Here is a 20291-nt window from a genome sequence, read left to right on the forward strand (position 1 = left end):
CATGTCCTGACTCAGCCCTTGCGTGCGGCAGGACGGGTGAGGTGCCAAGCCAGCAGCTGGCCGAGGCCGGCACTGCCGACCAGCGCGGCAGCGGCACCAAAGGTCAGGTCACGGGCACCGATGGCTTCCAGCAGGGCCATGGCCAAGGCCAGGCAGACCAGGCTGATGCCCCAGCGCAGCGCGCCCTGGCGGCGGCGCTCCTCTTCCAGCACCGCCAGCGAGCGGATCACCTCCTCCGGCACGTGCGGGGCCACCAGCTTGCTGCGCGCGCGGGCATCGGCAATGGCATGGATCGCGTAGGCGATGCAGATGAAGAGGGTGATCGGGATCAGTTCCTGCATGGTCGGGCTCCTGTTCGGTGGATGATGCGGGTTCAGGAGAATGGATGCGTGGCCACGGCAACCGGTTGCAGCATTTTGCCGATTCCACTGCCATGACCTGTGGCCCCTGCTCCGGGCCCGGACGGCTGCTACCCTTGCCCGGTTTCCCCTTCCGGTGCCGTCCGCCCATGTCCCGAGTGCTGCCCCTGTCCCTCCTGCTGTCGGCCGTGCTGGCCGCACCGGCCGCGCATGCTGCGCCCACGCCGATCACCATCGAACAGGCCATGGCCGACCCGGACTGGATCGGCCCGCCGGTCGAGAAGGCCTGGTGGTCGTGGAACAGCCAGCAGGTGGAGTACCAGCTCAAGCGCAACGGCAGCCCGGTGCGCGATACCTTCCGCCAGCCGGTGGCCGGTGGCGTGGCCGCGCAGGTGGCCGATGACCAGCGCGGCACCCTGGACGTGGCCGAGCCGGTCTACGACCGCAGCCGCAGCCGCAGCGCCTTCGTCCGCAATGGCGATGTGTTCGTGCGCGACCTGCGCAGTGGCGCGCTGACCCAGCTGACCCGCAGCAACGAGCGCGCGGGCAACGTGAACTTCGCCGCCGACAACGGCGTGATCTGGCGCGTCGGCCAGAACTGGTTCCACTGGACCGCCGCCAGCGGCGTGCAGCAGGTGGCCAGCCTCAAGGCCGAGAAGGACCCGCGCACGGCGCCGAAGGCCGACGTGCTGCGCGACCAGCAGCTGCGCACGCTGGAAACCCTGCGCCGCGACCGCGACCAGCGCGAAGCACTGAAGGACCAGGACCAGCGCTGGCGCCAGGCCGACCCGACCCGCGCACCGGGCCCGGTGTACCTGGGCGCCGACGTGGAGATCGCCGACAGCGTGCTGTCGCCCGACCTGACCCACCTGATCGTGGTGACCAAGCCGAAGGACTTCGATGATGGCCGCGGCGGCAAGATGCCGCTGTACGTGACCGAGTCGGGCTACGAGGAAACCGAGGACACCCGCACCCGCGTCGGCCGCAACGGCTTCGAACCGCACACCCTGTGGTACGTGGACGTGCGCACCGGCAAGGCCGAGAAGGTCTCGCTGGCTGGCCTGCCGGGCATCAGCACCGACCCGCTGGCCGAACTGCGCCGCAAGGCCGGCAAGGACGCGCTGAAGGGCGAACGCAGCGTGCAGGTGATGAGCGACTTCATGGGCGGCGGCATCCGCTGGAGCGCCGACGGCCAGCAGGCCGCAGTGATGCTGCGTGCCAACGACAACAAGGACCGCTGGATCATCAGCGTCAACGCCGCCGACGGCCGCGTGCAGAACCGCCATCGCCTGACCGACAACGCCTGGATCAACTGGGGCTTCAACGATTTCGGCTGGATGGCCGATGGCCGCACGCTGTGGCTGCTGTCCGAGGAATCGGGCTTCTCGCACCTGTACACCCAGGCCGGCACTGCCAAGCCGCAGGCGCTGACCAGCGGCAAGTGGGAAACCTCGGCGCCGGTGCCGTCGGCCGATGGCAAGGGCTTCTATTTCCTGTGCAACCAGCAGGCCCCGCATGACTATGAAGTCTGCGCGGTCGATACCGGCAGCCGCCAGGTGCGCGAGCTGACCAGCCTCAACGGCGTGGAAGACTTCTCACTGTCGCCGGACGGCCAGCAGCTGCTGGTGCGCTACTCCGGTGCCTACCTGCCGCCGCAGCTGGCCGTGCTGCCCAGTGCCGGTGGCCAGGCGCGCGTACTGACCGACACCCGCACCGCCGACTACAAGGCACGCCAGTGGATCCAGCCGAAGCTGGTGGCGGTACCGTCCAAGCACGGTGCCGGCGTGGTCTGGGCCAAGTACTACGAGCCGGAAAACAAGGAACCGGGGAAGAAGTACCCGATCGTGATGTTCGTGCACGGCGCCGGCTACCTGCAGAACGTGCACCAGCGCTACCCGGCCTACTTCCGCGAGCAGATGTTCCACAACCTGCTGGTGCAGAAGGGCTACATCGTGCTGGACATGGATTACCGCGGCAGCGAGGGCTACGGCCGCGACTGGCGTACGGCGATCTACCGCAACATGGGCCACCCGGAACTGGAAGACTACAAGGACGGCCTGGACTGGCTGGTCGACACCCAGCAGGGTGACCGCGACCACGCCGGCATCTACGGCGGTTCCTACGGCGGCTTCATGACCTTCATGGCGCTGTTCCGCTCGCCGGGCACGTTCAAGGCCGGCGCCGCGCTGCGCCCGGTGGTCGACTGGCACCAGTACAACCACGGCTACACCAGCAACATCCTCAACACCCCGGACATCGATCCGGAGGCGTACCGCGTGTCCTCGCCGATCGAGTACGCGCAGAACCTGCAGGACAACCTGCTGATCGCCCACGGCATGATGGATGACAACGTGTTCTTCCAGGACTCGGTGAACCTGACCCAGCGCCTGATCGAACTGCACAAGGACAACTGGTCGATCGCACCGTACCCGCTGGAGCGCCACGGCTATGTGCGCGCCGATTCCTGGCTGGACCAGTACAAGCGCATCCTCAAGCTGTTCGAGCAGAACCTGAAGTGAGCAACGCCGCAGCCACGATCCGCATCGTGGCTGCGGTCATCCTGGATGACCGCGGCCGGGCGCTGGTGGTGCGCAAGCACGGCGCCAGCCGCTTCATCCAGCCGGGCGGCAAGCCCGAACCCGGTGAAGCGCCGCTGCAGGCGCTGACCCGCGAACTGGACGAAGAACTCGGTGTGCAGCTGTGCGCCGAAACCGCCATCGCGCTGGGCACGTTCGAGGACTGGGCGGTGAACGAGCCCGGCCATCGCGTGCAGGCACAGGCGTGGTGGGTGCGGGTGGACGGCGCGCCACAGGCGCGTGCCGAGATCGCCGAACTGGCCTGGGTGCCGCTGCAGCCGCCGCACGGCCAGCCCTTGGCACCGTTGAGCGAACACCATATCCTGCCGGCCGTCGCCACACGGGTGACGGCCCGCTGACCGCGCGGGCACCGAATGCAAGGACACCGGATGTCAGTGCCGCTCCCGCCGCCCTCATTGCAGCCCTCGCCCTACCATGCGTGGATTCGACCACTGGTCCAGGCCTCCTTCTGGCTGTCCGCGCTGCTGACCGGCTACTTCGTACTGCAGGGGCTGCTGGTGTGGCCGCTGCACGACGTTCCACTCTGGCAACTGCTGGCCGATGAAGCACAGCATCGGCAGGTGCACAGCCTGACCTGGCTGCTGGCGCACCCGGTGGGTGCCTCGATGATCGCTGCATTGCTCTGCCTGGCCTCGGCCGTGGCCAGCTGGGGCCTGCTGCGCGAGCGCCGCTGGGGCCTGTGGAGCTTTGTGGTGATGCTGCTGTTGAGCGCGCTTGCCAATTTCGCGATCACCTGGTGGCTGGACGTGTTCATGCGCGACGTGATCGTGCTGCTCGCCGACGATCCGGGCATGGAGCAATCGCTGCAGCCGCGGCGCTGGATGATGACCTTCACCCTGCTCGGCACGTCGGTCCTGTTCCTCGGCCTGCAGGGCTGGCTGGCCTGGCGCCTGCTGCGGCCGGACATCCGCTTGCGCTTCCACTGAGCAACATCCATTTTCCGCACGACAAGGACCGTCGCATGCGCTTGCTGAGCCTTCTCCCCGCACTGCTGCTGTTCGCCGCGCTGCCTGTTGCCGCCGGCGCGTTGCACTGCGGCGAATACCGCAGCACCGATGGCGACATGGCGCTGGTGTTCACCACCCCCAGCACCGGCTACCGCCACGACGACGGCAGCGAGCCGCAGCCGCTGTGGGTTGATCGCAGTGCGGCGCAGACGCGCCTGGTCATGCTCGACGATGGCGTGGCGGAGCCGATCCGGATCAGTGCCGATGGCCAGCGCATCGAGGACGAGGGCGTCGTGGTCTACACCCTGCGCCAATCCCGTGCCTGCGCCGTCGAGCCCAGCGCGATGGACGGCAGCTGTCGCGCCGCCGGCAGCCACTGCATTGCGCGGCTGCCCACGGCCTCACCCGGCCACGCCCAGCGCGCGTGCAGCGAAGGCGTCGGCGCGGGCTGCTCTTCACTGCTGCGGCAACTGCGCGATGGCGTAGCTGCGGGCGGAAGCGATGACACCGACGCCGTGCGCTTCGAACGCCCGCCTGTCTGCCGCGAACACACACCCGGGCATGACCTGCAGGCCTGCGAAGCGCTGACTGACGATGCGCTGGGCGCCGCGATGCAGTTGGTGGATGAACGCCTGCAAAGGGAAGACGAAGACACGCTGGAATCGTCGCTTCCGGCCGCTGCACGCAATCATCTGCAGCAGCTGTGCCTGCAGCATCGCAATGGCCGCTTCTGCACCGAAGTGGCCGAACAGCAGTTGATCGCACGGGACCCTGCGTTGGCGGTGCAGGCGCTGCAGGTGGTCTGCGACTCAGGCCGCATCAGTGCCTGCCAACGTACCGCGCCGTTGCAGGCACTCGGTGCTGACCTGCGCCTGGTTCCGGCCCAACAGGTGCCGTGCGGCCGCTACCAGGCCGCCGATGGCGTGATCGACATGCTCGACTTCGGCGATGGCGGCCGGGCCCGCCTGCATGACGGTGCCATCCATCTGCAGCAGAACAGCGAAACCCGTGTGCTGCGCCGGCTCGGCAATGGCGACCTGCTTGGCATGGATGCGCAGACCGGCTATCAGCGTTACCAGCCCGTGCCCGGCACGGCACAATGCACGCCCCCGCGCGAGGGCGATGGTTCGCCGTAGCGCCTGGAGTTTCCCGTTCGATCGTCAAGGAGACGACATGCATTCACCCGCACCGCGCCGCCCCTGGCTGGCCTGGGCGCTGCTGCTGGCCGCGCCGATGGCCGCCGCACAGTCACCGCAATGCGGCCTGTTCAAGGCCGACGAAGGCAGCGGCACGCTGCGCATCAGCTCACCGAACCGCGGCGAGCAGAAGCACTTCGGCAGTGCGCCGTCTCCGGTCGCGTTCCAGCAGATCGACGGAAAGCTGCAACTGGTGAACCTGGAGTACGGCCTGCCCAGCGCACTGCAGGTGCGCGATCGTGGCCGCACGGTCGAGGTGGATGGCACGGTCTACATCTTGCAGGCCCCCGCACAGTGCGCCGCAGCAGCCACGCCGGCTGAAGGCAGCTGCCTGGCCGACGCGGCGGCGTGCCTGGACAACCGTCGTGAAACGAGCCCGGCCGCGCTGGAAGCAGGGTGCCGGGAAGGCGTGCCCGGTATGTGCCTGCAACTGGCTGATCGTTGGCACGAGGAGGCCAAACCCACGGTCGAGGCCGATCCCGCCCTGGCAAAGGCAGCGCTGGACGCCGCTCTGTCCGGCATCAAGCTCCCCGCCGCCTGTGACGACGGTGGCTTCGAACAGGGAACCCCGGCGTGTGCCGCCGCACTCGAGGCCGATCCCGCAGTGCAGGAGCAGCTGGTCAAGGCGGCGATGACGGCAGCCATGACCGAAGCCATGGTGACGATGACGGCGCCGACCGTGCCGGTGATCATTCCGGCTGAGCGGCGGCAACAGCTGTTGCGGCTGTGCCGCGAAGTACCGCACGGCGGCTTCTGCACCCGCGTGGCTGAGCTGTCCTGGGAGGCGGGAGACCCCCAGCAGGCGGTGCAGGCCCTGGCTGCGGCCTGCCCCCCCGGCAATGACACCGCCACCTGCGGCCGCCTTCCGGCGCTGCAGGCGGTGGGTGCATCGCTGCAACCGCTGCCGGCAACGGTCCTGCCCTGCGGCAATTACCGGTCCGACGGCGGCCTGATGGACACGCTGGATTTCGGTGACGCCGGTCTGGTCGGTGTGGGCTGGAGCAGCCATCTTCGCGCGCGCGTCGAAAAAGGCGACATCCGCATCCGCCACGACCGGGACGGCGACTTCGTGCTGCGCCCGCTGCCCGGCGGCCAGTTGCTGGGCCTGGATAACTGGACCCGCTTCCAGGTGTTCGCCCCGACCGGGGAGGGCCCGACCCGGTGCAGTGCACCGAAGCAGTTCAAGGTGCTGCCACTGCCACAGGACTGCCCGCTGGCGCTGGCCAACGAGGACGGAGCCGAAGCCTGCTGCGCGCAGGGCAAGCTGCAGGGCTGCAACATTCTTGGCAACCGTCTCGCGCTGTCCGGAAACTGGATGCAGGCCGTCGAGCACTACACCACGGTCTGCCGTGCCGGCGTCCGCGAAGGGTGCGAGAACCTGGTCACCGCGCAGGGCAACGGTGCCGAAGTGAGCGCACGAGCACTCCTGGAGCAGCTGTGCAAGGCCGACCGCAGCGGCCTGCATGTGGCCTGCGACGTGCTCGGAACCCAGAACTGGGAGCTGATCACACTGGGCGGTGCCCTGCAGAAGGCGGTTGACGGGGCGACCGTGGACGACGCTCCGGCGCCACGCAATTCCAACCGCAAGCGCTGAGCCCGCCAGGGCCTGTCCGCAGCTTCGGGCGGGCCCTGATTGTCGTGATCGACATACCCGGGTCCACTTGCTCCCACCAGCCTGCAAGGGTTTCCGACGGAAATCACTGCTGCGTCCGAGCGGCTCCCTATCATGGATTTCACTGGAACTGGCGGGCGTGCTCAGGTCATCGCCCAATGCGCACTCCAGCATCTCCATTCGTACCGAGAAGGCGAAATGCCGCTAGTTGCTCCGCGCTTGCTTGCCTGGTCGCCCCTGACCGGCGCCCTTCTGCTGTTCCTTTCCTTTCCAACCTTGGCATCCGGGGTCGCGTGCGGCGTCTTCAGTAACGAGTACGGAAGCTCGAAGCTTGTTGTCGAGGCACCGGATAGAGGACATGCAATCTCCCACGATGGAAGTCATTCCCGATTCGCGCTGCAACAATCCGGGGACGACATGATCATCGTCAACCTCAGCACCGGCTATGCCCGCTCCGTGGGTGCAGATCAGAGCGGACAGGCTCTTCACGACGATGGAACGCACTACTCGCTGATCGAACCGTCGCAGTGCTCGGCCGCACTTAGGCATCCCGCAGACAGCTGTCTCGCAGATCCCAAGCGATGCTTGGACATGCGGCATTCCATGGAAACCACCGCTCTTGAGAGTGCATGTGCGGAAGGCGTGCCCTACATGTGCATGGCATTGCCGGAGAAGTACATCGAGCGTCTGATCGATACCGGCACCATTGCTCCGCCGGGGGAACTGGCCACCAGAATGCGGGCGACGCTGGAGAGGCAGCTGGCCGCGATGCCGCTGCCCGCCGAGTGCCTGGATCCCGACAGCACCACCTCAGGGCAAGCGTGTCTGGCTCAGCTCGAGGAAGAACCCGAGCTATTGAGTTCATTCAGGAACGCGATTGTCGCCGCTTCTTTGGGGCTGCATGCAGCCACTGTGGCCACCGCCACCCTTCCAAAGGATCACAGGGAAACGTTGCATGACTTCTGCACGAAGACGCCTGATGGTGCGTTCTGCCACAAAGTTGCCGATCTGCATGCTTCGGCAGGCGACCTTGGACGGGCAACAGAGGCCCTGGAACTGGCATGCACCGGTGGTCGGAGCCTCGACTGCGCATTGCTGAAACCACTCCGGGGACTGGGCCCGGACCTGCAGCCAGCCAAGGGCGTGGAGCTTCCGCAAGGAACGTTCGTCTCGTCGGGCGGGATCATAAGCTTCCTGACCTTCACGGAAGACGGCAGTGTCTCCGCGCCCTTCGGCCAGCTGCAGGCCCGGCTGGAAAATGACCGGATCCATCTCAAGCATGCAAGGGTTGGAGAGCTGATCTTCCAGCCGCTGCTCAACGGAGATCTGCTCGGCATCGGACAGCACGTTGGATTCGACTACTTCAGGGCGACCGAGTAGGAGGGGCTGATGGCCACGTCTCCAAGGGACGGGGCCTTCCGGCGGTGCGTGGCCGTTGCGGTAAAGTACGCGCCATGAACGAATTCGAGCGCGTGCGCGCCTACCTCACCGACCTGCAGGACCGCATCTGTGCGGCGATCGAGGCCGTCGATGGCCATGCCCGCTTCCAGGAAGACCTGTGGCAGCGGGCCGAGGGCGGTGGCGGGCGCACCCGCGTGCTGCGCGATGGTGCAGTGTTCGAGCAGGCCGGTATCGGCTTTTCCGATGTGTCCGGCAGCCGCCTGCCGCCGTCGGCTTCGGCCAACCGCCCGGAACTGGCCGGCGCCTCCTGGCGCGCCACCGGCGTGTCGCTGGTGTTCCACCCGCTCAACCCCTACGTGCCGACCACCCATGCCAACGTGCGCTTCTTCCAGGCACAGCGCGACGGCGAAGTGGTGGCCAGCTGGTTCGGCGGCGGCTTCGACCTGACCCCGTTCTATCCGTTCGACGAGGACGTGCAGCACTGGCACCGGGTTGCGCGCGACCTGTGCACGCCGTTCGGCGAAGAACGCTATGCCGCACACAAGCGCTGGTGCGACGAGTACTTCTTCCTGCGCCACCGCAATGAAACGCGCGGTGTCGGCGGTCTGTTCTTCGACGACCTGCACGGCGACTTCGAGCGCGATTTCGATTATCTGCGCGCGGTCGGTGATGGCTTCCTCGATGCCTACCTGCCGATCGTGCAGCAGCGCAAGAACGCCGCCTATGGAGAGCGCGAACGCGAGTTCCAGCTGTACCGTCGCGGCCGCTATGTGGAGTTCAACCTGGTCTATGACCGCGGCACGCTGTTCGGTCTGCAGAGCGGTGGCCGCAGCGAAAGCATCCTCATGAGCCTGCCGCCGCGGGTGCGCTGGGAGTACGGCTTCAGTCCGGAAGCGGGCAGCGCCGAGGCGCGCCTGGCCGACTATCTGGTGCCGCGCGACTGGCTCTGATCTTCCGGCGCCACGCCTGACCCGTGGCACTTTCTCCTGCCTGTGGTGCGCCCCGCGCCGGACAGGCCCTGCCCCACTTTCCTCAAGGATGACCCCATGTCTGCTGCTGTTTCCCTCCGCCCCCGCGCTGCGGGCTGGCGCGCCCTGCTGTTGCTTGCATTGGCCTCGGCCAGCCTGCCGGCCGCCGCGCAGTCGATGGCCTGCGGCACCTACAATGACAGCAGCGGCAACACCACGCTGACCCTGGAGAGCGACGGCCACGGCTTCCTGTCCGGCCCCTACCAGGCCACCGAGGAGCTGCGCATCGCCCGCCAGGAAGACGTGCTCGGTACCGGCAACCTGTCCACGGGCCAGCTGGAAAACTGGTACTTCTCGGACAACGACCGCACGATCAGCACGCCCTATCGCGAGTTCACCCGCGAGCACGCCGCCGCCTGCAAGACGATGCCGGAGCCCGTCGAGGACGGTTGCGTGATGAACACCTCCGAGTGCCTGGAGGCGCTGCCCGAGGCCGCACCCGTGAAACTGCACGCCTGGTGTGCCGAGGGCGTGGGCGCAGCCTGCATGCGACTGCTGGAGACCTACCAGCAGCAGGCCAAGGACGCAGCCCCGGCGCCTGCACGGGCCGAGCCGCCGAAGCCGGAGATCTGCAAGGAGGATTCCGCGTCCTTCAACGCCGAGGGCTGCCGGGCGATCGCCGAGGTGATCGGCCTGGAGATGATCGGCAAGTCGCTGCTCGGGCTGCAGCATTCGGTCGAGCCTGCGTTACTGCCCGCGCAGCTCGATGAGCTGGCCGCACTGTGCCGGCAGCAGCACGGCGAGACCTTCTGCGCCGACGTTGCCGAGGTGCTGTGGAGCGGCGGGCGCCTTTCGCAGGCCCACGAAGCGCTGCAGCTGTCGTGCGCGCAGCGCGTGGACGGCGTGGCCTGCGGCCGCGGCCAGGCACTTGCCAGCCTGGCCGCTGCACCGGCCGCTGCACTGGCCCCGGTGCCGGCCACCGCGCTGCCCTGTGGCAGCTTTGAAGCCGGGTACAGCGTGCTCTCGCAGCTGCGCTTCCTCGATGGCGGCCTGGTTGAGGCCGAGGGCCGCGACCAGCGCCTGCGCGCGCGCCTGCAGGACGGCCGCATCTTCATCCGTCGCGATGTCGGCAGCGACTTCGTACTGCAGCCGCTGAAGAACGGAAACCTGGCCAGCGTCGACGGCGGCAACCGCTTTGCCTATTACGAGCGCAAGCCCGCCACAGGCAATGCCACCTGCACACCGCCGGTGGCCTTCGTGGAGATCCCGCTGCCGCTGGATTGCCCGACCCTGGCCCGCAAGGACGGCGCAAAGGCCTGCTGCACCGATGGCAAGCTGCTGGGCTGCAAGGTCGCCGGCGAAGCGCTGTTCGAGTCCGAAAAATGGGCCGCGTCGCTGCCCTACTTCGAGACGCTGTGCGGCGCGGGCGTGCGCGAAGGGTGCCTGGCATTGGCAGCGGTGTATTCGCACACCGCAGACCCGAAGATCCCGCAGGCCATGGCGGCGATCTGCGCGAAGGATGGCAAGGGCACGCACGTGGCCTGTGATGTGGACGCCACCCGCAACTGGCCGGCGCTGAAGGCCGAAGCCACCCCCTGACGCCCGGCACCCATGGAGCCGGGCGCAAGGCAGCCGAGCATGGGCTCGGCTACAGGGTCAGGTGCTCTTCCTGGGGATGATCGTGATGTGCCCGTTGATCTCCAGCAGGGCCAGCTCGACATCCCCCACGCCCAGGCAGCCCTGCTGGCGCATGGCGGCCTCGAAATCAGCACGGGTGACCTGCTCCCGGCGCAGAACGGCATCGAACAGGCGCCCATCACGCGCGATCACCACGGGTTCTCCTTCCACCAGACGCTCGATCCGCCGGCTGCGGGTACTCACCCAGCCCACCCCGTAGTTGAGCAGGATCAGGGTCGCCGCCAGCAACAGGCCGCCCCCCAGGGAGGTGTCGGTACCCAGTAGCGCGTTCTGTACCGCGTTGCCCAGCAACACCACCAGCAGCACGTCGAAGGGCGTGATCTGCCCCAGCGGACGTTTTCCGCTGAGCCGGACCATGCCCAGCACCACCACGTAGACCACCACCGCGCGCAGGATGAACTCCCACCACGGCATTGCCAGTGCGAACAGGTCGGGCATTGTCTTCCCCTGCGGAGCGGTGGCCCAGCGTGGCGCAGGCCATGGCGTCTGGCAACGGCACAAATAAAAAGCCCCGCTGACCAGGGGGAGGTCAACGGGGCCGGGGAACGGGCACTTGGGGAGGAGTCCCCGTTCCGAGATCTGCTCCAGGGGATGGGAGAGATCCACAACAGGCGTTGCGCCTGTCGAGAGTTATAGAAGCACTCCGAACACTAACGGTTCGTGAAGGGACCCAATTTAATGAACCTCGCTCAGGGCAACATTCATGATCGAGTCAGAAACCTTTGGCGAATGAACGAATTCACGTCGTTTTCGGCCTGAACCCCCCTCAGTGCGCTTCGTCCCAGTTGTTGCCGATGCCGGTATCGACCACCAGCGGCACCCGCAGTTTGGCCGCTTGCGACATGCGCTCGACCACCTGCAAACGCAACTCCTCGACGAAACTGCTTTCGGTTTCGAACACCAGTTCATCGTGCACCTGCAGGATCATCCGCGCCGGTGCGCCGCTGTCACGCAGCCACTGATCCACGTCCACCATCGCCCGCTTGATGATGTCCGCCGCCGTCCCCTGCATCGGTGCGTTGATCGCGGCACGTTCGGCACCGGCGCGCAGGCCCTGGTTACGTGCATGAATGTCGTTCAGGTACAGGCGGCGGCCGAACAGGGTTTCCACATAGCCCTGGTCGCGGGCCTGCTGGCGCATCCGCTCCATGAAGTCGCGCACGCCCGGGTAGCGGCTGAAGTACAGCGCCACGTAGTCCTGCGCCTGGCCCCGGTCGATGCCCAGGTTGCGGGCCAGGCCGAAGGCGCTCATGCCGTACATCAGGCCGAAGTTGATCGCCTTGGCAGCGCGGCGCTCGTTCGGGGTCACTTCCTCCAGCGTACGCCCGAACACCTCGGCGGCGGTGGCACGGTGCACGTCGGCGCCCTGCTCGAAGGCACGCACCAGGCCCGGGTCCCCGGACAGGTGGGCCATGATCCGCAGCTCGATCTGGGAGTAGTCGGCGGCCAGCAGCTGGAAGCCGTCCGGGGCGATGAACGCGCGGCGGATGCGACGGCCATCCTCGGTGCGGATCGGGATGTTCTGCAGGTTCGGGTCCGACGAGGACAGGCGCCCGGTGGCGGCACCGGACTGGTGGTAGCTGGTATGCACGCGGCCGGTGTCCGGGTTGACCATCTCCGGCAGCTTGTCGGTGTAGGTGCTGCGCAGCTTGGCCAGGCCGCGGTAGTCGAGGATCACCCGCGGCAGCTCGTGCTGGTCGGCAATCGCCTCCAGCGCCTCTTCATTGGTGCTGGGCTGGCCTTTGGGGGTCTTCACCACCGCCGGCAGCTTCAACTCATCGAACAGCACCGCCTGCAGCTGCTTGGGCGAATCCAGGTTGAAGCTGCGCCCGGCCAGTTCGGTGGCCTTCTGCTGCGCGGCCAGCATGCGCGAGGACAGGTCCTGGCTCTGCCGGCGCAGTTCGTCGGTGTCGATCCGCACGCCGTTGGCTTCGATCGTGGTCAGCACCGGCACCAGCGGCATCTCGATGTCGCGGTACACGCTGTCCAGCGCCGGCTCGGCCAGCAGCTGCGGCTGCAGCGCGTGGTGCAGGCGCAGGGTGATGTCGGCGTCCTCGGCCGCATAGCGGCTGGCTTCGTCGATGCCCACCTGCGAGAACGGAATCTGCTTGGCGCCCTTGCCGGCCACGTCCTCGAACTTGATGGTGTTGTAGCCCAGGTAACGCAGGGCCAGTGAATCCATGTCGTGGCGGGTGGCGGTGGAGTTGAGCACGAAGCTCTCAAGCATGGTGTCGTCGTGGTAGCCCTGCACCTCCACGCCATGGCGGCGCAGCACGTGCAGGTCGTACTTGCCGTGCTGGCCCAGCTTCTTCTTCGCTGGGTCCTGCAGCGCCGGGCGCAGTGCATCCAGCACCTGCTGCAGCGGCAGCTGCGCCGGTGCGCCAGGATAGTCGTGGCCAACCGGGATGTAGGCGGCCTTGCCCGGCTCGACCGCCAGGCTGACACCGACCAGGCGCGCGCGCATCGCGTCCAGCGCGTCTGTCTCGGTATCGAAACTGATCAGGTCCGCCTGCTGCAGGTGCTCAACCCAGGCCTGCAGCTGTTCGGTGGTCAACACGGTCTCGTAGTCACCCGGTACCGCCAGCGCCGGATCCAGCGTGCCGGCGGCCGGCGCCTCGGCGCTGCCGCGGGCAAAGCCAGCCGCGGTACCGCGCAGGCTCGGCGTCGCTTCGCTGGCGGCCGTCGGCGCCGGCAGCGGCGCACCCAGCTCCTTCAGCGCCTGGGTGAAGCCGTAGCGCGCATACAGCTCGGTCAGCTCCGGCACGTCCTGCTCGCGCAGGGCCAGCGTGGTCGGGCTGGCATCCAGCTCCACATCGGTGCGGATGGTCACCAGTTCGCGGTTCAGCGGCAGGCGCTCCAGCGCCGCGCGCAGGTTCTCGCCGATCTTGCCCTTCATGGTCGGCGCAGCGGCCATCACGCCGTCCAGGTGCTGGTACTCGGCCAGCCACTTGGCGGCGGTCTTCGGCCCGCACTTCTCCACGCCCGGCACGTTGTCGACGGTGTCGCCCATCAGCGCCAGCAGGTCGATGATCTGGTCGGCGCGCACGCCGAACTTCTCCATCACCGCCGCGTCCGAATCCATGCGACTGCCAGTCATGGTGTTGACCAGCTCGATGCCCGGGCGCACCAGCTGGGCGAAGTCCTTGTCGCCGGTGGAAATGGTCACCTTCAGGTCCTGCGCCACGCCCTGCAGGGCCAGCGTGCCGATCACATCGTCGGCTTCCACGCCGGGAATGCGCAGGATGCTGATGCCCAGTGCTTCGACGATGCGGCACATCGGCTCGACCTGGCTGCGCAGTTCATCGGGCATCGGCGGGCGGTTGGCCTTGTACTGGTCGTACAGGTCATCGCGGAAGGTCTTGCCTGGTGCATCGACCACGAACGCCACGTAGGCCGGGCGCTCCTTCAGTGTCGAGCGCAGCATGTTGACCACGCCGAACAGCGCGCCGGTGGGTTCGCCCTGTGCATTGGACAGGGGCGGCAGCGCGTGGAACGCGCGGTACAGGTAACTGGACCCGTCGATCAGGACTAATCTGCTCATGGGTCGATTCTACGCGCCCGTGCCTGCACCGCGGCGACACGGCAGGTGCCCGGCGATGGGGCATAATCAAGGCTCATTCCAGGCAAAGGCCCCCGCCGATGAAGACCCTGATGCTGGCTTCCCTGCTCCTGCTCGCTGGCTGCGCCAGCATGGGTGGCGCGGGCGCTCCCCCGGTGGACGTCAAGGGCGCGGATGTGTCCAAGCGCACCATGGACAACGGCGATGTCATCGAGGAATACCGCGTGTCCGGCCAGCTGCGCATGGTCAAGGTGACCCCGTCGCGCGGCGCCCCGTTCTACATGTACGACAAGAACGGCGATGGCCGTTTCGACAACGACAAGGACGGCGTGTCGCCGGTGTACTGGAAGCTGTACAGCTGGTGAGGTGACCGGCATCGAACCGGGCGGAGTGGCCACACTCCGCCCGGTTCAACGGGTCATTGCACGCAACCCGCCGCGTCACCGTCACAGGCTCGCGCCAGCCCCGTCGGCAACCGGATCCCGGGGTGCGTGATGCCGATCGCACGCGGCTCGATGGTGGCCGCAGCCGCATCGACGTAGACCGCCCGCGGCAGCACCGCGCCCTGCGCACGCACGCCGGGGCCCATCGCAGCAGGATCAGGGCCAGGATCAGGTCCACCGCCCATTGTCAGAGGGCGGCCATCTGCGCCCACGGCATGGAAATAGGCCGGCGGCCGGCCGACGAAATCGACCTCGTAAGTACTGCTCGTGCTGGTCAGATGGATCGGCGCAGGCTGGGTGCCGATACCGCCGCTGGACCACCAACGACTGCTGCCGGCCAGCACCGGCGTGGTGCCCAGCTGGCGGATGTCACCCTCCTGGACCTTCAGGTAGAACGCACTGCTGCCGGCGTCGACGCTGAATGCGCTGCCGTTGACGGTGGCCAGGGTCAGGTTGCCGGTGTTGGTCAGGCTGAAGCCCGCAGGCGACTGGAAATCGCCCAGGTTGCCGATGGCATTGGCCACGAACAATGACGCATTGCCCAGCGTCGTTGGACCGACCGCGCGACCGCTGAGCTGGTCGGCGAACAGGCGGCCACTGGCGCTGGAACGGATCGCACCGGCCGACTGCAGCCGGAGTCTGCCCGCCTGCAGGCTGCCATCGATCTGCAGATCCCCGCCACGCACGTCGAGCAGGCCCTGTGCGCCGGCCTGCACAGTGCCGGTCACCTGCAGCCCCTGCTGGGTCTGCAGTTCCAGGCCCTGGCTGCTGAAATCGCCGAGCGTCGCAATGCGGTTGTCGCCGCGCAGGCGGGCGTTGCCACCCGCGCTGCCCTGCAGGCGTTGTGCGGCCAGCACGCCACCGCTCTGGGTCAGCGCACCCGCGCTGCCAAGCTGCAGTACGCCTGTCGCCAGCACATCGTGGGCGAGCTGCAGGTCCTGGCCGCTGTGCAGCGTGATGTTGTTGCCGCGCAGTGCCGCCGGAAGCTGCAGGGCACCGACCGCGAGCAATTGCAGGTCACCGCTGCCGGTATCGATCCGGGTGCCGGGCAGCTGCAGTGCTCCACCCGCCTGCAGGCGTACCGTCGCATTGCGGTTGTCGAGTGAGGCCACGCGCAGGTCACCCGCGGCGGCCAGGTCGATGCCGACGCCGGTCAGTGCAACCGCACCACGCAGGTCATTGTCCGAACGTGCCAATGCGATGCCCGCGTCGCTGCGCAGGTCAGCGCTTCCATCCACACGCAGTGCGCCACTCTGATCGATGCCGTCGCGGCCCTCGGCCTGCAGGTTGCCACCGACGTGGGTCGTACCCAGATGCAGCTGCTGTCCGTCCAGCACCACGTTGCCAACGATGTCCACCGTGCCCAGGGCCAAACGCCCACCACTTCGCGCAACCAGGCTGTCTGCTGTCACGCGTTGAAGCTGCAGGGTGCCATCGGCGGCCAGTGCCACCTGCCGCCCCTGCACCGTGACAGCGTCGCCGAAACGGTTGCCACCTGCCTGCAGATCAATGGCACCGCCGGCATTCAGGCGAGTGGTGCCTGCCACCTGCACGCCGCCCTGCTGGCGGATGCCTCCTGCGCTGGCCAGCGCCAGTCTGCCCCCTGCACTCACGCTGCCCAGCAACAGCGAAGCAGCCACCACGTCGATATCGCCGCCAGCCAGGTCGAGCGCGCCGTCGAAGCGGTTGCCGGACTGGTCCAGGGTGATGGCCGAACCTGCCTGGAAGCGGCTGTTGCCTGCGACCTGCAGCGCATCGGACTGGGTGATCGCACCGCTGCTGTTCACCTGCAGCGCACCCAGCACCGAGGTGGCACCCAACCGCACGCCGTTGCCACCGAGCTGCACGTCACGCATGGCCTGCAGGTTCTGCAGGTCCAGCGCCGTACTGCTGGTCAGTGTGATGTCACGGCCCTGTACCTGCAGTGCACTGCCCAGCCGGTTGCCGGTATTGCCCAGCAAGATATCGGTGCTGGCCCGCAAATCGCTGTTACTGCCGAAGGTCAGGGTGCCGCTGCCCTGGCGGATGTCACCAGTGCGCGCGGTGGCCTGCAGCAGCCCCCCCATGGATGCGCCGTCGAACAGCAGCGATGTAGCGTTGAGACTGGCAGCTGCAGCGACATTGGCATTGGCCAGCGACATCGCACCGCCACTGTAGGCGTCCAGCGTGGTGGTATCGATGCCGTCCAACGCCAGCCCCGACAGCGCCTGGATGCGCGCCTGGTTGCCCTTCAGGGAAACCTTGCCGCCGAAGATGTTGGGATAGGCATCGAGTACCAGATTGCCGGCGGGGCCTGCGCTGAAGCTGGCGTCGCCACCAACGGTGAACGCACCGCCCTGGGTGAAGCCGGAGCTGCTGGTGACGTCAAGCCGACCTGTCGTCCGGATCGCCTTGGTGGTTACGCTCGAGCCCTTCAGCTCCAGATCGGTCAACCAGGCGCCAGCGGTGGTCCCTGCTCCCGATTGCAGTTCAAGCGTGCCGTGCGCGTTGAGCGCCAGGCTGCTCAGCCCGTCACCGCTGCCGTCGACGCGACCGACCACCACATTGCCATTGTTGCTGCGGATGCTGAGCCAGCGCGGCGTGCTCGCGGCCAGGTTGACGTTGCCCAGTTGGATCGCGCCGTCGGTCGTGATGCTGCCGCCGAGCTGGAGCGGACCGGCACTGTTGATGCCCAGGCTGGCAAGCGCCTGGCGACTGCCCACGTCACCGGCAAACACCACGTCGAGTCCGCTCGTGAGCGTCAACGCATGCGACCCATCGATACGGCCGCGGAAGTTGATCTGGCCGAGCTGGCTGTTCAGCGTGCTGTCGCCGGTGAGCACGGCATCGCCCTGGAAGTACTGCAGGCCGATGCTCCTGCCACTGGCGGGAAGCTGCACGACATCGGCGATCGTCCACAGGCTGGCCACGTCGAAACCGGAAATTGCCAGCGTGCCTTTGGCATAGAGGTAGCTGGTATCGCCCTTCAGCGACACCGCGCCGGCAAACTGGTTGACCGGCCTGCCCATGCTGTCCACCTGGTTCAGAAGGACCGAACCACTGGCGTCGATGTGGGTGGTCCCACCGATATCCAGCGCACTACCGGCGGTCTGCTGGAGCGATCCACCCAGATTCAGCCGCAGGTTGTCCGACAGGATGGTGTTGCCCAGCTGCAGATTGCCCGCACGCAGTTCGGCTTTCCTGCCCAGGAGGCTGACCTCGCCGCTGAAGCGGTTTCCTCCGTCAACCAGGTTGATGTCGCCCAGGCTCTTGAACCGCGCGCGGCCATCGACCTGGTAGCTGCCCAGCTGGACCAGGCTCGCCACGGAATCGATGTCGAGATTGCCCTTGCTGATGATGCCGCGACCGTTGAAGAGCTGTCCGGTGATGCTGACATCGGCGGCACTGATGTTGCCGTTGACCTGGACCCGGCCGGAGGTACTCAGCGCCAGGTTGTAGCCGCCGCTGACATTGCTGGAGATGCCGTCGGTGGTGATGGTGCCGCCACCGGTGCTGACCAGTTGGGTAGCGCCGGCCAGGCGCACGTCACCCTGCAGCAGGATTTCACCATTGGCGACGATGCGGCTGCCCAGTGTGAGGGTGTCGGCACCGCCGTAGATGCGATCGAATGCGCCGCGGGTCCCCACTGCGCCACCCAGCGTGAGCTGGCGAGCGCTCAGGTTCAGCGAGCCGCCATCGCCATCGAGTGTGCCACCGAAGCGCAGGCTGCCACCCACGGATGACAGGTTGCGCGAACCGAACACCTGCACCGGACCATCGAAAGCGAGCATGCCGGTGGCACTGACATCGCCGAACAGGCGAGCGCCGGTACCGGTGGTGACGGACAGGCTCTGCAGAGCGGTGTTGCCACCGATGGCACGGGAGAAGGTCGTCAGCCCGCTGGATTCAACCGCCAGATGGTAGCTGCCATCGACACTGCCATCGAACTGGACCGTACTGCCCTGCAGCGTCGAGTTGCCCCGCAGTATCACCGGTGACTGATAGGTCTGATCACCGGTGGTGATGATCGTGCCGCTCAGGTCGATGGTGCTGCCCTGCGCGGCCAGGCTGCGGGCGTTGATGTTGCCCAACCCGAGTGTGCCGCTGCTGACCAGCGCGATACCACCGCCATTGGCACTGACCCGGTTGCCGAAGCTGTTTCCGGAATGGGTCAAGGTGATGTTGCCGGTGCCGGCGTCAAGCGCGGTGAAGCCGCCGACCGACAAGGCATCGCCGTTGGACAGACCGATGGACGTGGCCAGCGTCAGGTCGGAGCCCACGCTGCCGCCGATGCTTCCGATGCGGTTGCTGCTCTGCCCCAGGGTTGCGCCGCCCTGGAGGGCCAGGGTCAGTGCCCCCTCCAGCGCGCCGCTGGCCTGCACGACATTGTTCGCTGCAACGTTGATCGAGTCGGCCTTGACGTCACCGTTCAGCATGACGTCACCGTTGGCTCCGCCATTGAGCGCGACGGAGCCGGCCTGGAGACGGCCACCATCGATCTGGATCGCAACGGGGCCGCCGACTGCGTTGCCGACCACCGCCACCGTATCGGCGGTGATGGCGGCATTGCTGGTCACCACCGGGGCCGTGCTGTGGATGGTGAGACTGCCATCACCGGCGTCGATCGCATTGGCGGTGATCGTACCGCCAGCATTGATGCCTGTGCTGGACAAACCCGGGCCCATCAACGCGGTCATGCTGATGCTGCGTGCATCGAGGACGCCGACATTGCTGACGCCGGTACCGGCCACGGTGCTGGGTGCAGTGGCGGCAAATGCCAGGCGCGACATGCCGTCCGGGGACACGCCGCTCACCACCGTGGCTGCACCGGCGGCCACCAGATCGATATTGCCGTTGGCCGCGTAGATGGACCCGCTGTTGGAGACCGCGCCACCAATCAGGCTGATGCCACCGGCCGCAGCGCGCAGCGTGCCACCCAGATTGCTGACCACGCCAGTACTGCCACCGCCAGCCAGCTGGAAGGCGGCCGGCAGCGGACCACCATCCATCGGCAGTCCCGGCGTACCCGGCATCAGGGTACTGGCCAGCAGTCCGCCAACATTGACGCTGGCAGTGCCGGTGAAGGTGATGCCCGCCGGGTTGATCAGGAACACCTGGCCGGATGACAGCAGCTGGCCACTGATGATGCTGGCCGAACTGCCGGTGACCAGGTTGATGGCCGTCGATTGCGAGCCCTGTTGCATGTTGAACTGCACTACATCGCCGGTGCCGATGCTGAAGCTGCTCCACTGGATGAGCGCGGACTGGCTGGCCTGGGTGACGGTCATCACGTTGCCGTTGGTGTTGATCGCCCCGGAGCCTGCGATGATGCTGCCGTTCTGTGGCAGGACAACCTGCGCCATGGCAGGCAGGCTGCCGGTCAGCAGCAGCGCCGCCGTCAGCGGCGCCAGCCACAGCGTGCGGCACGTGCGTTGTGGCGCACAGCGGCGCGGCCCGCGTGCGAATTCTGCGGCGACCTGCACCTGGCCCAGCGAAGGATTGAAGACGAGTCGGTAGATACGGTTCATGGTC

13 protein-coding genes are annotated in these 20291 nt (G+C 67.2%); 9 read left to right on the forward strand and 4 right to left on the reverse strand.

Features of this window, described 5'->3' with window-relative positions:
* Window positions 1-11 precede the first annotated feature (11 nt).
* A complete protein-coding gene (locus ACZK4H_RS21325) occupies window positions 12-341 on the reverse strand; it encodes a hypothetical protein (RefSeq protein ID WP_099551773.1) in 330 nt (109 codons plus the stop codon).
* A gap of 167 nt (window positions 342-508) precedes the next feature.
* On the opposite strand from ACZK4H_RS21325, the gene ACZK4H_RS21330 reads away from it, so the two are divergent.
* From ACZK4H_RS21330 to ACZK4H_RS21365, 8 genes are all read left to right on the forward strand, one after another.
* On the forward strand, window positions 509-2878 hold the full coding sequence (locus ACZK4H_RS21330) for a S9 family peptidase (protein ID WP_099551774.1): 2370 nt from the start codon (window positions 509-511) through the stop codon (window positions 2876-2878).
* Window positions 2875-3294 (forward strand): NUDIX hydrolase, encoded by a 420-nt coding sequence (locus tag ACZK4H_RS21335; protein WP_099551775.1) that lies wholly within the window; start codon window positions 2875-2877, stop codon window positions 3292-3294. The genes ACZK4H_RS21330 and ACZK4H_RS21335 overlap by 4 nt, the downstream gene beginning before the upstream one ends.
* Window positions 3295-3324: 30 nt before the next feature.
* On the forward strand, window positions 3325-3882 hold the full coding sequence (locus ACZK4H_RS21340; RefSeq protein WP_099551776.1) for a hypothetical protein: 558 nt from the start codon (window positions 3325-3327) through the stop codon (window positions 3880-3882).
* Between the two features lie 35 nt (window positions 3883-3917).
* Complete coding sequence (locus tag ACZK4H_RS21345) at window positions 3918-5039, forward strand: hypothetical protein (protein ID WP_099551777.1); 1122 nt, start codon at window positions 3918-3920, stop codon at window positions 5037-5039.
* 37 nt (window positions 5040-5076) lie between these two features.
* A complete protein-coding gene (locus ACZK4H_RS21350; RefSeq protein ID WP_099551778.1) occupies window positions 5077-6693 on the forward strand; it encodes a hypothetical protein in 1617 nt (538 codons plus the stop codon).
* A 435-nt stretch (window positions 6694-7128) separates the two neighbouring features.
* On the forward strand, window positions 7129-8091 hold the full coding sequence (locus ACZK4H_RS21355; RefSeq protein ID WP_143567572.1) for a hypothetical protein: 963 nt from the start codon (window positions 7129-7131) through the stop codon (window positions 8089-8091).
* Between the two features lie 74 nt (window positions 8092-8165).
* On the forward strand, window positions 8166-9062 hold the full coding sequence (hemF, locus tag ACZK4H_RS21360) for an oxygen-dependent coproporphyrinogen oxidase (RefSeq protein WP_099551780.1): 897 nt from the start codon (window positions 8166-8168) through the stop codon (window positions 9060-9062).
* Between the two features lie 96 nt (window positions 9063-9158).
* Window positions 9159-10679 carry a hypothetical protein gene (locus ACZK4H_RS21365; RefSeq protein ID WP_099551781.1) on the forward strand — a complete coding sequence of 507 codons (1521 nt, stop codon included), beginning with the start codon at window positions 9159-9161 and terminating at the stop codon, window positions 10677-10679.
* A 57-nt stretch (window positions 10680-10736) separates the two neighbouring features.
* Here ACZK4H_RS21365 and ACZK4H_RS21370 read toward each other — a convergent pair whose 3' ends face one another.
* A complete protein-coding gene (locus ACZK4H_RS21370) occupies window positions 10737-11216 on the reverse strand; it encodes a DUF421 domain-containing protein (RefSeq protein WP_099551782.1) in 480 nt (159 codons plus the stop codon).
* Between the two features lie 328 nt (window positions 11217-11544).
* Complete coding sequence (gene polA, locus ACZK4H_RS21375) at window positions 11545-14319, reverse strand: DNA polymerase I (protein WP_099551783.1); 2775 nt, start codon at window positions 14317-14319, stop codon at window positions 11545-11547.
* Window positions 14320-14417: 98 nt separating this feature from the next.
* Between polA and ACZK4H_RS21380 the strand changes: the two genes are divergently transcribed.
* A complete protein-coding gene (locus tag ACZK4H_RS21380; RefSeq protein WP_005411628.1) occupies window positions 14418-14702 on the forward strand; it encodes a DUF2782 domain-containing protein in 285 nt (94 codons plus the stop codon).
* Window positions 14703-14755: 53 nt separating this feature from the next.
* Here the strand turns inward: ACZK4H_RS21380 and ACZK4H_RS21385 are convergent, their stop codons facing one another.
* Window positions 14756-20287 (reverse strand): two-partner secretion domain-containing protein, encoded by a 5532-nt coding sequence (locus ACZK4H_RS21385; protein ID WP_099551784.1) that lies wholly within the window; start codon window positions 20285-20287, stop codon window positions 14756-14758.
* Window positions 20288-20291 lie beyond the last annotated feature (4 nt).

The organism is Stenotrophomonas sp. 78350_Sma (assembly GCF_056482105.1).

What these genes read in the sequence shown, in the direction of transcription:
- ACZK4H_RS21325 (WP_099551773.1), bottom strand. Translation starts at nt 341, where the DNA reads ATGCAGGAACTGATCCCGATCACCCTCTTCATCTGCATCGCCTACGCG.
- ACZK4H_RS21330 (WP_099551774.1), top strand. Translation starts at nt 509, where the DNA reads ATGTCCCGAGTGCTGCCCCTGTCCCTCCTGCTGTCGGCCGTGCTGGCC.
- ACZK4H_RS21340 (WP_099551776.1), top strand. Translation starts at nt 3,325, where the DNA reads ATGTCAGTGCCGCTCCCGCCGCCCTCATTGCAGCCCTCGCCCTACCAT.
- ACZK4H_RS21345 (WP_099551777.1), top strand. Translation starts at nt 3,918, where the DNA reads ATGCGCTTGCTGAGCCTTCTCCCCGCACTGCTGCTGTTCGCCGCGCTG.
- ACZK4H_RS21350 (WP_099551778.1), top strand. Translation starts at nt 5,077, where the DNA reads ATGCATTCACCCGCACCGCGCCGCCCCTGGCTGGCCTGGGCGCTGCTG.
- ACZK4H_RS21355 (WP_143567572.1), top strand. Translation starts at nt 7,129, where the DNA reads ATGATCATCGTCAACCTCAGCACCGGCTATGCCCGCTCCGTGGGTGCA.
- hemF (WP_099551780.1), top strand. Translation starts at nt 8,166, where the DNA reads ATGAACGAATTCGAGCGCGTGCGCGCCTACCTCACCGACCTGCAGGAC.
- ACZK4H_RS21365 (WP_099551781.1), top strand. Translation starts at nt 9,159, where the DNA reads ATGTCTGCTGCTGTTTCCCTCCGCCCCCGCGCTGCGGGCTGGCGCGCC.
- ACZK4H_RS21370 (WP_099551782.1), bottom strand. Translation starts at nt 11,216, where the DNA reads ATGCCCGACCTGTTCGCACTGGCAATGCCGTGGTGGGAGTTCATCCTG.
- polA (WP_099551783.1), bottom strand. Translation starts at nt 14,319, where the DNA reads ATGAGCAGATTAGTCCTGATCGACGGGTCCAGTTACCTGTACCGCGCG.
- ACZK4H_RS21380 (WP_005411628.1), top strand. Translation starts at nt 14,418, where the DNA reads ATGAAGACCCTGATGCTGGCTTCCCTGCTCCTGCTCGCTGGCTGCGCC.
- ACZK4H_RS21385 (WP_099551784.1), bottom strand. Translation starts at nt 20,287, where the DNA reads ATGAACCGTATCTACCGACTCGTCTTCAATCCTTCGCTGGGCCAGGTG.